Here is a 12,561-nt window from a genome sequence, read left to right as displayed (position 1 = left end):
CGCCATGATCACCCAGCAGCCCCAGCCGTACGACCTGATCGGCGTCGGCATCGGCCCGTTCAACCTCTCGCTGGCCGCGCTCGCCGACCGGGCCGACACCGTCGGCGCGCTGTTCCTCGACGCCCGGCCCGAGTTCCGCTGGCACCCCGGCATGCTCGTGGACGGCGCCCGGATGCAGGTCCCGTTCCTCGCCGACCTGGTCTCGCTGGTCGACCCCACCAACCCGTGGTCGTTCCTCAACTACCTGCGCGAACAGCAGCGGCTGTTCCCGTTCTACTTCAGCGAACGCTTCCAACTGGCGCGCCGCGAGTACGAGCACTACTGCCGGTGGGCCGCCGACCGGCTCCCCAACTGCCGCTTCGACAGCCCCGTCGACGCCGTCCACTGGGACGCCGAGGAGCGGCACTACCGGGTGCAGGCGGCCGGCCGGGAGTACCGCGCCCGGAACCTGGTGCTCGGCGTCGGCACCGAACCCGCCCGGCCCGAGGCGTTCGCGGCGCTGCGCCACCACCCCGCCGTGCTGCACTCGGCTGACTATCTGACGAACCGGCAGGATCTCGACTCCGCGCGGGACGTCACCGTGGTCGGCTCCGGCCAGTCCGGCGCCGAGGTGTTCCTCGACCTGCTGCGCCGGCACGCCGGCGACGGCACCCGGGTGCGCTGGCTCACCCGGACCAGGGCGCTCGCGCCGATGGAGTACTCCAAGCTCGGCCTGGAGCAGTTCACCCCCGACTACACCCGCTACTTCCACGGCCTGCCCGAACCCGTCCGGGACGCCCTGGTGCCCGCCCAGTGGCAGCTGCACAAGGCGGCCAGCGCGGAGACCCTCGCCGAGATCCACGATCACCTGTACGAGCGAACCGTGGGCCGCCCGATCGACGCCGAACCGGTCGAGATCCTGCCCGGCACCGCCGTCACCGAGGCCCGGCCCGGCCCCTGCGGCGGACTCGAACTGCACTGCCGGCACACCGACTCCGGCCGCCGCCACCTGGTCCGCACCGACGCCGTGGTGCTCGCCACCGGCTACCGGGCCCGCCGGCCCGCGCTGCTCGACCCGATCGCCGGGCTGATCGACTGGGACGCGCAGGGCCGCTACCGGGTCGACCTCGACCACCGGGTCGCCACCCGGCCGGAACTCACCGGGGGTCTGTACGTGCAGAACGCCGAGTTGCACACTCACGGAGTCGGCACCCCGGACCTCGGGCTCGGCGCGCACCGCGCCGCCGTGATCCTGAACGCCGTCGCGGGCAAGACCCTGCACCCGCTGCCCCACCGCACCGCCTGGACCACCTTCGCACCCGAGCCCGCCACGGCCCCGGTGCTCCCGCGACCCCAGGAAGGGAACGAGCGTGCCGCAGCCGGCCGTTGACCCCGCACTCCACCTGCCGCCCCAGCTCACCACCGGGCACTGGCAGGCCGCCGCGCGCGCCATGCTGGCCAAGCTGCTCGGCGAGTTCGCCTACGAGGAGCTGCTGCACCCCCGCCCCGAGGGCGACCACTACCTGCTCGAACTCCCCGACGCCGCCTACCGGTTCACCGCCCGCCGGGGCGCCTACGGCAGCTGGCAGGTCGACCCGGCCTCGATAGTCGGTGGGGACGATCCGCTGCGCTTCCTCCAACAGGCCCGGCACACCCTGAAGTTGACCGGCGACACCACCGGCCACCTGGTCCGCGAATTCACCGCCACGCTGATCGCCGACGCCCACCTGCGGGCCACCGCGCTGACCGCAGCCGAACTCGCCGACCTCGACCACGTCGCCCTGGAGGGCCGGCAGAGCGGGCACCCGTGGATCGTCGCCAACAAGGGCCGGGTCGGCTTCTCCGCCACCGACGCGGCCGGCTGGGCCCCCGAGGCCCGGCTGCCGCGCACCCTGCCCTGGCTCGCCGTGCACAAGAACCTGGCCGCCTTCCGCGGCGACGAGACCATCTACGACACCGAACTCGACCCCGCGTTCCGCGCCCAACTCGGCGACCGTGCCGCCGAGTTCTGGCTGCTGCCGGTGCACCCCTGGCAGTGGGACGAGACCGTGGTCGGCCTGTTCGCGCCGTGGATCGCCAGCGGCGAGATCGTCCCGCTGCCCAGCGACGGCGACCTGCGGCTGCCCCAGCAGTCCATCCGCTCGTTCTTCAACCTCAGCCGCCCCGACCGGTGCACCGTCAAACTGCCGCTCGCCATCCTCAACACCCTGGTCTGGCGCGGCCTGCCCACCGAACGGGCCCTCGCCGCGCCCGCCGTCACCGCCTGGATCCGGCGGCTGCGCGACCAGGACCCGTACCTGCGCGACGAATGCCGGGTGGTCCTGCTCGGCGAGATCGCCTCCGTCACCGTCGAACACCCGCTGTACCGGGACCTGCCCGACGCGCCCTACCAGTACAAGGAACTGCTCGGCGCGATCTGGCGCGAACCCCTCGGCCGCCACCTCGACGAGGGCGAACGCGGCCGCACCCTGGCCGCGCTGCTGCAGACCGGCTCCGACGGGCGCGCGCTGACCGCGGAACTCGTCACCCGCTCCGGCCTGGACGTCCGCGACTGGGTCGACCGGCTGTTCGCCGCGATGCTGCCGCCGCTGCTGCACTTCCTGTACCGGTACGGCCTGGTGTTCTCCCCGCACGGCGAGAACGCGATCATCGTCTTCGACGGGCAGGACGTGCCCGTCCGGCTCGCCGTCAAGGACTTCGTCGACGACGTCAACATCAGCGACCAGCCGCTGCCGGAACTCGCCGACCTGCCCGACGGCATCGGCGACGTCCTGCTGCGCGAGAACCCCGACTACCTGTGCCAGTTCCTGCACTCCGGGCTGTTCATCGGCGTCTACCGCTACCTCGCGCCGCTGCTGGAGGAGCACCTCGGCCTCCCCGAAGCCGAATTCTGGGAGCTGCTCCGCGAACGGGTGCTCGACTGCCAGCGCCGCTTCCCGGAACTCGCCGACCGGCACCGGCTGTTCGACCTGTTCGCGCCGCGGATCGACCGGCTCTGCCTGAACCGCAACCGGCTGCTGCTCGACGGCTACCGCGACCGGCCCGACCGGCCGCACGCCGCCGTGCACGGCCAGGTCGACAACCCGCTGCACAGCACCGCGCACCTCCCGGCCCAGGGGCACCGGATTGTCACCCCGGCCCCGTAGGCTGGGAAGGTCATGACGAACGACACCGCACCCCTGCCCGGCGGCCCGGACGCATCGGCGCCTCCCGTCCCCGCCGCCCACATCCCCGAGCTGCTGCACGCCGCCGTCACCGCCGTCGGCGGCGTGGAGCGGCCCGGGCAGGTCCGGATGGCCGAGGCGGTCGCCGCAGCCGTCGACGAGGGCGAACACCTCCTCGTCCAGGCCGGCACCGGCACCGGAAAGTCCCTCGCGTACCTGGTGCCCGCCCTCGCCCACGGCGACAACGTGGTGATCGCCACCGCGACGCTCGCCCTCCAGCGCCAGCTCGTCGAACGCGACCTGCCACGCACCGTCGACGCCCTGCACCCGACGCTGCGCCGCCGCCCGCTGTACGCGATGCTCAAGGGCCGCTCCAACTACCTGTGCCTGCACCGCGCCAACGAGGGCACCCCGAGCGACGAGGGCGAGGGCCTGTTCGACCCGGTCGACGCGCTCGGCGGCCCCACCGGCAAGCTCGGCCAGGACGTGCTGCGGCTGCGCGACTGGGCCGACGAGACCGAGACCGGCGACCGCGACGACCTCACCCCGGGCGTCTCCGACAAGGCCTGGGCCCAGCTGTCCGTCACCTCCAAGGAGTGCCTGGGCGCCTCCCGGTGCGCCTACGGCCAGGAGTGTTTCGCCGAACAGGCCCGCGAACGCGCCAAGTTGGCGGACGTGGTGGTCACCAACCACGCGATGCTGGCGATCGACGCGATCGAGGGCGCGCCGGTCCTCCCCGAACACGGCCTGCTGATCATCGACGAGGCGCACGAGCTGGTGAACCGGGTCACCGGCGCCGCCACCGCCGAACTCACCGTCGGCGCGGTCAACCGGGCCGTCAAGCGCGCGGCCAAACTCGCCAACGAGAAGGCGGTGGACGCGCTGCAGGCCGCCGCCGAGAACTTCCACGGCCTGATGGAGACCGCGCAGCCCGGCCAGGTCGAGGAACTCCCCGAGTACCTCGGCTACGCCGTCGCCGGCATCCGGGACGCCTGCCGCCAGGTGATCACCTCGCTCGGCGAGACCCGCGACAAGGGCCTCAGCGACGAGGACGCCGTCCGCAAGCAGGCGATGGCCTCCGCGGAGACCCTGCACGAGACGGCGGACCGGCTGCTCACCGGCTCCGAGTACGACGTCATCTGGATCGAACGCAGCGACCGCTTCGGCCTCGGCACCGCCTCGCTGCGGGTCGCGCCGCTGTCCGTCTCCGGGCTGCTGCGGGAGAACCTGTACAAGGACCGCTCGGTCGTCCTCACCTCCGCCACCCTCAAGCTCGGCGGTGACTTCCTCGGCGTCGCCGCGTCCCTCGGCCTGCCCGGCGAGACCAGGCTGCCCGACCACCGCACGCCCGACGGGCCCACCGCCGAGACCGGCGAGGACGCGCCGCCGTACTGGCGCGGGCTGGACGTCGGCTCCCCGTTCACCTACCCCAAGCAGGGCATCCTCTACGTCGCCAAGCACCTGCCGCCGCCCGGCCGGGAACCCGACCGGCCCGAGATGCTCGACGAACTCACCGAGCTGATCGGCGCCTCGGGCGGCCGCACCCTCGGCCTGTTCTCCTCGATGCGGGCCGCGCAGGCCGCGGCGGAGGCGCTGCGCGAACGGCTGGACGTGCCGATCCTGCTCCAGGGCGAGGACACCCTCGGCGAGCTCATCCGCGCCTTCGCCTCCGACGCGAAGACCTGCCTGTTCGGCACCCTCTCGCTCTGGCAGGGCGTCGACGTCCCCGGCTCGGCCTGCCAGCTCGTCGTCATGGACCGGATCCCCTTCCCGCGCCCCGACGACCCGCTGATGAGCGCCCGGCAGAAGGACGTCGAGTCCCGCGGCGGCAACGGGTTCATGGCGGTCGCCGCGACCCACGCCGCGCTGCTGATGGCCCAGGGCGCCGGCCGCCTCGTCCGCGCGGCGGACGACCGCGGCGTCGTCGCCGTCCTCGACCCCCGCCTGGCGACGGCGCGGTACGGGAGCTTCTTCCGCTCCTCCATGCCGGACTTCTGGTACACCACCGACCGCAACCAGGTCCGCAGGTCGCTCTCCGCGATCGACGCCTCGGCTCCGCCGGTCAGGGCGCGCTGAACCAGGGGCACCCAACAGCATGGTCCGGCCGAGGACGGTACTCCCGTCTTCGACCGGACCTTGCCCTGCGTTGTCGGTTGCTCGCGCAGTTCCCCGCGCCCCTGGTGGTGCGCCCCCTGCCTACCTCAAAGCCGGCGGAGGACCGCCACGACCTTGCCGAGGATGGTGGCGTTGTCGCCGGGAATCGGCTCGTACGCCACGTTGTGCGGCATCAGCCAGATCTTCCCGTCCTCGCGCTTCAGGCGCTTCACCGTCGCCTCGCCGTCGATCATCGCCGCGACGATGTCCCCGTTCTCGGCGACCGGCTGGCGGCGGACGGTGACCCAGTCGCCGTCGCAGATCGCGGCGTCGATCATCGAGTCGCCCTTGACCGTGAGCGCGAACAGCTCGCCCTCGCCGACCAGTTGACGGGGCAGCGGGAAGACGTCCTCGACGGTCTGTTCGGCCAGGATGGGCCCGCCGGCGGCGATCCGGCCGACCAGCGGGACGTAGGAGGTGGAGGGCCGGCCGGAGGTCTCGGCCGCGGCGGGGCGGGCGACCTCGACGCCGCGGACCTCGTAGGCGCGCGGGCGGTGCGGGTCGCGGCGCAGGAAGCCCTTGCGTTCGAGGGCCATCAGCTGGTGGGCGACCGAGGAGGTGGAGGAGAGGCCGACGGCCTGGCCGATCTCGCGCATGGACGGCGGGTAGCCGCGACGCTGGACGGAATCCCGGATGACCTCGATGACGCGGCGCTGGCGATCCGTCAGGCCCGCTTCGTCGGTGCGGATGCCGGGGGGTCGGCCGGGAAGGGCACGGACGACGGGGGTGGGCACACCGAGCGGGGACTCCTCGATCGGCTGACTACGGCTCATGGTCTGATCCATGCTCTCCTGGTCAGTGGTGCGCGCGGAACGCTCCTGCACCGGGATGGCGGTCTTGGCTTCGACGGTGTGCATGACGCTGGCGGCGCTGGGGGTGGACATCGCGGGCGACCCTCTCGACTGGTGCTCCAACTGCCCAGCTCAACTGGCCCCCCTATCGAAAGGTTGCGCCAAACACACGTTCGAGTGAATTTATTCGAGGTTGCCTGACGTGATCAAGCCTCCGGGTGTAAGTCGATTGCATGTTCGACTCGAACAGTCTATGGGGTCCCGGTGCGCGGTGTCCCCGGCTCTCACCCGTTCGCCCGGCGTGGCGCAGCGTCCGCCACTAGATCTAGTGGCTAGTGTCCTCGATCGGGCACAGGTCTTGTGTTTCGCTTCGGGTAGAGTGGTGCGAGTCGTACGCCGTCGGGTCGCAGGGAGGGAGTTCCAGGTGCACTGCCCCTTCTGCCGGCATCCGGACAGCCGAGTCGTGGACAGCCGAGCCAGCGACGACGGCTGCTCGATCCGCCGCCGTCGGCAGTGCCCGGACTGCAGCCGCCGGTTCACCACCGTCGAGACCGCCACTCTGATGGTGATCAAGCGCAGTGGTGTCACCGAGCCCTTCTCCCGCGAGAAGGTGATCTCGGGTGTGCGCAAGGCCTGCCAGGGCCGCCCGGTCACCGAGGACGCGCTCGCCCAGCTCGGGCAGCGGGTCGAGGAGTGCGTGCGGGCCAGCGGCAGTGCCGAGCTCTCCACGCACGACGTGGGCCTGGCGATACTCGGCCCGCTCAAGGAGCTCGACGTGGTGGCGTACCTGCGGTTCGCCTCCGTCTACCGGGCGTTCGACAACCTAGAGGACTTCGAGGCCGCGATCGCGGAGCTGCGCTCCGAGCGGCCCGCGGCCCCCGTTCCGGTGCCCGTGCCGTAAGGCCGGGTTCCTTTCACGTTTTTCATTCACATCACCGCAGTACCCGTGTGCCGTGGTCGGGCTTCCGCCTGCCCGCGCACCAGGAGAACGAACCAGTCGTGCCCGGACTTTTCAGGGCACTTCGGGCGTTTGCCCAGGAGGAGGAGAGCAAGGCATGACAGACACCACGAGCGGTTCCGCACGCGGGTCGAAGTCGGAGAAGGCCGCGAAGGGCGCCAAGGCGGCGAAGAGCGGCCTGCGGCTGGAGCGGATCTACACCACCCCTGGCGTTCACCCGTACGACGCGGTCACCTGGGAGCGCCGCGACGTCGTGATGACCAACTGGCGCGACGGGTCGATCAACTTCGAGCAGCGCGGCGTCGAGTTCCCCGACTTCTGGTCGGTGAACGCCGTGAACATCGTCACCAGCAAGTACTTCCGCGGCGCGGTCGGCACCCCGCAGCGCGAGTGGAGCCTGAAGCAGATCATCGACCGGGTGGTGCTGACCTACCGCGCCGCCGGTGAGAAGCACGGCTACTTCGCCTCCCCGGACGACGCCGAGATCTTCGAGCACGAGCTGACGCACGCCCTCCTCCACCAGGTGTTCAGCTTCAACTCGCCGGTCTGGTTCAACGTCGGCACCCAGCAGCCGCAGCAGGTCTCCGCCTGCTTCATCCTGTCCGTCGACGACTCCATGGAGTCGATCCTCGACTGGTACAAGGAAGAGGGCATGATCTTCAAGGGCGGCTCGGGCGCCGGCCTGAACCTCTCCCGGATCCGCTCCTCCAAGGAACTGCTCTCCTCCGGCGGCAACGCCTCCGGCCCGGTCTCCTTCATGCGCGGCGCCGACGCCTCGGCCGGCACCATCAAGTCCGGCGGCGCGACCCGCCGGGCCGCGAAGATGGTCGTCCTGGACGTCGACCACCCGGACGTCGAGGCCTTCATCGAGACCAAGGTGAAGGAGGAGGAGAAGATCCGCGCGCTGCGCGACGCCGGGTTCGACATGGACCTCGGCGGCGACGACATCGCCTCCGTCCAGTACCAGAACGCCAACAACTCGGTGCGCGTGAACGACGAGTTCATGACCGCGGTCGAGAACGGCACCGGCTTCGGCCTGCGCGGCCGGATGACCGGCGAGGTCATCGAGACCGTCGACGCCAAGGGCCTGTTCCGCAAGATGGCCGAGGCCGCGTGGGCCTGCGCCGACCCGGGCATCCAGTACGACTCGGTGATCAACCACTGGCACACCTGCCCCGAGTCGGGCCGGATCAACGCCTCCAACCCGTGCTCCGAGTACATGCACCTGGACAACTCCAGCTGCAACCTGGCCTCGCTGAACCTGATGAAGTTCCTCCGCGACGACGACACTTTCGACGCGGGGACCTTCGCCAAGGTCGTCGAGCTGGTCATCACCGCGATGGACATCTCCATCTGCTTCGCCGACTTCCCGACCGAGAAGATCGGCGAGACCACCCGCGCCTACCGCCAGCTCGGCATCGGCTACGCCAACCTCGGCGCGCTGCTGATGGCCACCGGCCACGCCTACGACTCCGAGGGCGGCCGCGCCCTGGCCGGCGCGATCACCTCCCTGATGACCGGCACCGCCTACCGCCGCTCCGCCGAACTCGCCGGCGTGGTCGGCCCGTACGACGGCTACGCCTGCAACGCCGCCCCGCACCAGCGGGTGATGAAGCAGCACGCGGACGCCTCCGCCGCGGTCGCCCCGCTGGACGACCTGGACTCGCCGGTGTGGGCCGTCGCCAACGACACCTGGTCGGACGTGGTCCGGCTCGGCGCGCAGCACGGCTTCCGCAACGCGCAGGCCTCGGTGCTCGCCCCGACCGGCACCATCGGCCTGATGATGGACTGCGACACCACCGGCGTCGAACCCGACCTCGCCCTGGTCAAGTTCAAGAAGCTGGTCGGCGGCGGCTCGATGCAGATCGTCAACGGCACCGTCCCGCGCGCCCTGAAGCGCCTCGGCTACCAGGACGAGCAGATCGAGGCGATCGTCGCGCACATCGCCGAGCACGGGAACGTCATCGACGCGCCCGGCCTGAAGGCCGCCCACTACGAGGTGTTCGACTGCGCCATGGGCGAGCGGTCGATCTCCCCGATGGGCCACGTGCGGATGATGGCCGCGATCCAGCCCTGGATCTCCGGCGCGATCTCCAAGACCGTCAACATGCCGGAGAACGCCACCGTCGAGGAGGTCGAGGAGATCTACTTCCAGGCCTGGAAGCTCGGCGTGAAGGCGCTGGCGATCTACCGCGACAACTGCAAGGTCGGTCAGCCGCTCTCGGCCAAGACCAAGGCCAAGACGCCCGTCGCGAAGCCGGTCGCCGCGCCCGCTCCCGCGGTGGAGAAGGTCGTCGAGTACCGCCCGACCCGCAAGCGCCTGCCCAAGGGCCGGCCCGGCATCACCACCTCCTTCACGGTCGGTGGCGCCGAGGGCTACATGACCGCCAACTCCTACCCGGACGACGGCCTCGGCGAGGTCTTCCTGAAGATGTCCAAGCAGGGTTCGACCCTCGCGGGCATGATGGACGCCTTCTCCATCGCCGTCTCGGTCGGCCTGCAGTACGGCGTCCCGCTGGAGACGTACGTCGCCAAGTTCACCAACATGCGCTTCGAGCCGGCCGGCCTGACCGACGACCCGGACGTGCGGATGGCGCAGTCCATCGTGGACTACATCTTCCGCCGCCTGGCCCTCGACTTCCTGCCGTTCGAGACCCGTTCCGCGCTCGGCATCCACTCCGTCGAGGAGCGCACCCGGCACCTGGAGACCGGCTCCTACGAGCCGATCGAGGAGGAGCTCGACGTCGAGTCCCTCGCCCAGTCCGCGCCGCTCGCCGCCGAGAAGCCGCACGTCGCCCTCCCGGTCGTCGAGCAGCCCAAGCCCGCGGCCGCCGCGCACAACTCCACGGAGCTCGCCGAGATCCGCCTCGGCCTGAACGCCGATGCGCCGCTCTGCTTCTCCTGCGGCACCAAGATGCGCCGCGCCGGCAGCTGCTACCTCTGCGAGGGCTGCGGCTCCACCAGCGGCTGCAGCTGACGCACCGTCACCGTGCAGTAGCGAGCAGGGCGTCGACCGTTAATTCGGTCGGCGCCCTGCGTCGTGTGCGGACACAATGCCGGGATGGACGACGCATCGAACAATCGGCTGGAACTCCGCATCGAGGACGCCTCGGAGGGTCGGCGCGAGCTCCGGCTGCTGGTCGACGGGCGCGACCTGCTGGACGCCGGTTTCGCCGACGGGCACCTCGGCCCGGACCCGCGCTCGCTGCTCGGGCCGTACAGCCCGCTGCTGCCCGGCCCCGAGCCCGGAGAGGTGCGGCTCCATGTGGCGGCGTGTACTGAATACTGCTGCGGCGCCCTGTATGTGACGGTTCGTCAGGAGAGTGGCGCCGTGGTCTGGGACGGCTGGCGCAACCCCGACATCAAGGACCTCGACCTCCCGGCGTACCGGTTCGACGCCGCGCAGTACCTGGCGGAGCTCGACCGCGCCGGCGCCGGGGTCGAGGACTGGCACGCGCGCGGCGTCGGACGCCTCGTGCAGGACCAACTCGTCCGCCGACCGGAGCTGTTGGCCGCCTGGGAGTGCGAGTTCGATGCCGTGTGGACCTGGCCCTCGGGCCCTGACCGGATCGACCTGACCTTCTACTGGCGCCCGGCCGTGCCGGACTGCCTCGACGATTCGCCCTACCTGCAGTTCCTGGTCGAACTGACCGTCCCCGCCGGTGACCCGGTCGAACTGGCCGCCGACCTCGTCGACCGCCTCACCTCGGCGGACCCGTGCGCCCAGGGCCGGGTCTGCGGCGGCAGCCCCGCCTACGCGGAACAGCTCGGCCACCCCTGGCCGGAGGACATGTGACCGCAGAGTGACCGCGTTCCCCCGGGTGCGTGGGCCGGGCTGCCGGGGGCGGGCGGCGCGGGCAGGCTGGGGGTGGAGATGGGGTGAGCGCGATGCGGCAGCTGGTGGTGACGGGCGGGACGGGGACGCTGGGGCGGGCCGTGGTGCGCCGGCTGCTGGCGCGGGGGTGCCCGGTGCGGGTGGTGAGCCGGCAGGCGCACACCCCGGGGGAGCACGGCTGGGCGGTCGCGGACCTGGTGACCGGGCGCGGGGTGGAGGCGGCGCTGGCGGGGGCCGGGACGGTGGTGCACTGCGCGACCACCAACGGCAAGCGGGACGTGGACGCCACCCGGCGGCTGGTCGCGGCGGCCCGGGAGGCCGGCGTCCCGCACCTGCTGTACGTGTCGATCGTCGGCGTGGACGCGGTGCCGTTCGGCTACTACCGGGCGAAGGTCGAGTGCGAGCGGCTGGTCGCCGACTCCGGTCTCGGCTGGACGGTGCTGCGGGCCACCCAGTTCCACGACCTGCTGGTGCGCATGCTGGACGGGCTGTCGAAGGCGCCGGTGCTGCTGCTGCCGCGTGGCGTGGCGTTCCAGCCGGTGGACGTGCGGGATGTCGCCGAGCGGCTGGCGGACCTCGCGGAGGCCGGGCCGGTCGGCCGGGCGGCCGACTTCGGCGGCCCGCAGGTGCGTCCGGTGGAGGCGCTGGCGGAGGAGTTCCTGCAGGCCAGGGGTCGCCGTCGGCCGGTGCTGCGGGTACCGACGCCGGGCGGGGCGGTGAAGGCGCTGCGGGCGGGCGGGAACCTGGCGCCGGAGCACGCGGACGGGCGGATCACCTTCGCGGAGTACCTGGCGGAACGGTACTGATTTCCGTCAACCAGGATTGACGACCCCGGCCGCGTCAACCTATGTTGACATCATGAGCGAGACGAGACAGCTCGCGGCCGACGCGAGCAGCGGCGACCCGGCGATCGGCCTGCGCGCCGTCCGGGCCCTGCGCGACCTGGCCGACCGACTGGAGGAACTCCAGGTCGGCAACGCCCGCGGCAAGGGCTGGTCCTGGCACGACATCGCGGTCTGCCTGGGCGTCACCAGGCAGGCGGTGCACAAGAAGCACGCACGGCGGACGACCGCCCGGGGAGGGGACTGACATGTTCGAACGGTTCGCGACGGAGGCCCGTCGCACGGTGACGCTGGCCGGCGACGAGGCGCAGCGGCTGGGCCACCGCCACCTGGGCACCGAGCACCTGCTGCTCGGCCTGCTGGCCCAGCCGCAGGATCCGGCCGCCCGGCTGCTCGGCCGCTTCGGCCTGGACCTGGAGGCCGGCCGGCTCGCGGTGGCCCGCGCGCCGGGCGGCCCGGACCCCGAGCGCGACGGCGCCGCGCTGGCGGCGATCGGCATCGACCTGGCGGCGGTGCGCGAGGCCGTCGAGTCGACGTTCGGCCCGGGCGCGCTGGACGCCCCGCCGGCCGGCGGGCGCTCGCGGTGGAGCGGGCCGCGGTTCACCGACCGGGCCAAACGGGTGATGGCGCTGTCGCTGCGCGCCGCGGCCGACGGGCGGGTGCGGCGGATCGGGACCGGCCATCTGCTGCTCGGCCTGATCCGCGAGGGCGGCGGCACGGCGGTGCGACTGCTGCGCGAGCGGGGCGTCGACCTGGCGGCCCTGGAGCGGGACGCCGAGGCGCTGCCGACCGACGACCGGGCGGCGGCCTCGTAGCACGGCACGGTCACAACTGGGGT

General features: G+C 72.0%; 10 protein-coding genes. 9 read left to right on the top strand and 1 reads right to left on the bottom strand.

Features of this window, described 5'->3' with window-relative positions; all coding sequences use genetic code 11:
• Positions 1 to 4 precede the first annotated feature (4 nt).
• From ACFV4P_RS30015 to ACFV4P_RS30005, 3 genes are read left to right on the top strand one after another with little or no spacing between them, the layout of a single operon-like run.
• The gene (locus ACFV4P_RS30015; RefSeq protein WP_380476447.1) at positions 5 to 1,369 is read left to right on the top strand and encodes a lysine N(6)-hydroxylase/L-ornithine N(5)-oxygenase family protein; all 1,365 of its coding nucleotides are present in this window, start codon (positions 5 to 7) and stop codon (positions 1,367 to 1,369) included.
• Positions 1,350 to 3,125, top strand: a complete 1,776-nt coding sequence (locus ACFV4P_RS30010) for an IucA/IucC family protein (protein WP_380476445.1) — start codon at positions 1,350 to 1,352, stop codon at positions 3,123 to 3,125. Before ACFV4P_RS30015 ends, ACFV4P_RS30010 begins: the two co-directional genes overlap by 20 nt.
• Before the next feature lie 12 nt (positions 3,126 to 3,137).
• Positions 3,138 to 5,219, top strand: coding sequence for an ATP-dependent DNA helicase (locus tag ACFV4P_RS30005; RefSeq protein WP_380476443.1), 2,082 nt, complete (start codon positions 3,138 to 3,140; stop codon positions 5,217 to 5,219).
• 125 nt (positions 5,220 to 5,344) lie between these two features.
• On the opposite strand, the gene lexA is transcribed toward ACFV4P_RS30005, so the two are convergent.
• Complete coding sequence (gene lexA, locus ACFV4P_RS30000; protein ID WP_380476542.1) at positions 5,345 to 6,070, bottom strand: transcriptional repressor LexA; 726 nt, start codon at positions 6,068 to 6,070, stop codon at positions 5,345 to 5,347.
• A gap of 442 nt (positions 6,071 to 6,512) precedes the next feature.
• On the opposite strand from lexA, the gene nrdR reads away from it, so the two are divergent.
• The 6 genes from nrdR (at position 6,513) to ACFV4P_RS29970 (ending at position 12,538) form a co-directional block, all read left to right on the top strand.
• Complete coding sequence (nrdR, locus tag ACFV4P_RS29995) at positions 6,513 to 6,989, top strand: transcriptional regulator NrdR (protein WP_043909810.1); 477 nt, start codon at positions 6,513 to 6,515, stop codon at positions 6,987 to 6,989.
• A 154-nt stretch (positions 6,990 to 7,143) separates the two neighbouring features.
• Positions 7,144 to 10,023, top strand: a complete 2,880-nt coding sequence (locus ACFV4P_RS29990) for a vitamin B12-dependent ribonucleotide reductase (RefSeq protein ID WP_380476441.1) — start codon at positions 7,144 to 7,146, stop codon at positions 10,021 to 10,023.
• Positions 10,024 to 10,107: 84 nt separating this feature from the next.
• Entirely contained in the window at positions 10,108 to 10,842 is a 735-nt protein-coding gene (locus ACFV4P_RS29985) for a hypothetical protein (protein ID WP_380476439.1), read from the top strand.
• Between the two features lie 92 nt (positions 10,843 to 10,934).
• Positions 10,935 to 11,687, top strand: coding sequence for an SDR family oxidoreductase (locus ACFV4P_RS29980; RefSeq protein WP_380476540.1), 753 nt, complete (start codon positions 10,935 to 10,937; stop codon positions 11,685 to 11,687).
• Between the two features lie 52 nt (positions 11,688 to 11,739).
• A complete protein-coding gene (locus ACFV4P_RS29975) occupies positions 11,740 to 11,970 on the top strand; it encodes an RNA polymerase subunit sigma-70 (protein WP_073817535.1) in 231 nt (76 codons plus the stop codon).
• Position 11,971: 1 nt separating this feature from the next.
• The gene (locus tag ACFV4P_RS29970; protein ID WP_380476437.1) at positions 11,972 to 12,538 is read left to right on the top strand and encodes a Clp protease N-terminal domain-containing protein; all 567 of its coding nucleotides are present in this window, start codon (positions 11,972 to 11,974) and stop codon (positions 12,536 to 12,538) included.
• Positions 12,539 to 12,561 lie beyond the last annotated feature (23 nt).

This window comes from Kitasatospora sp. NPDC059795 (assembly GCF_042732175.1).
Classification (GTDB): Bacteria; Actinomycetota; Actinomycetes; order Streptomycetales; family Streptomycetaceae; genus Kitasatospora.
The sequence above is the reverse complement of the archived record's forward strand: the minus strand, read 5'-3'. Positions and strand labels throughout refer to the sequence as shown.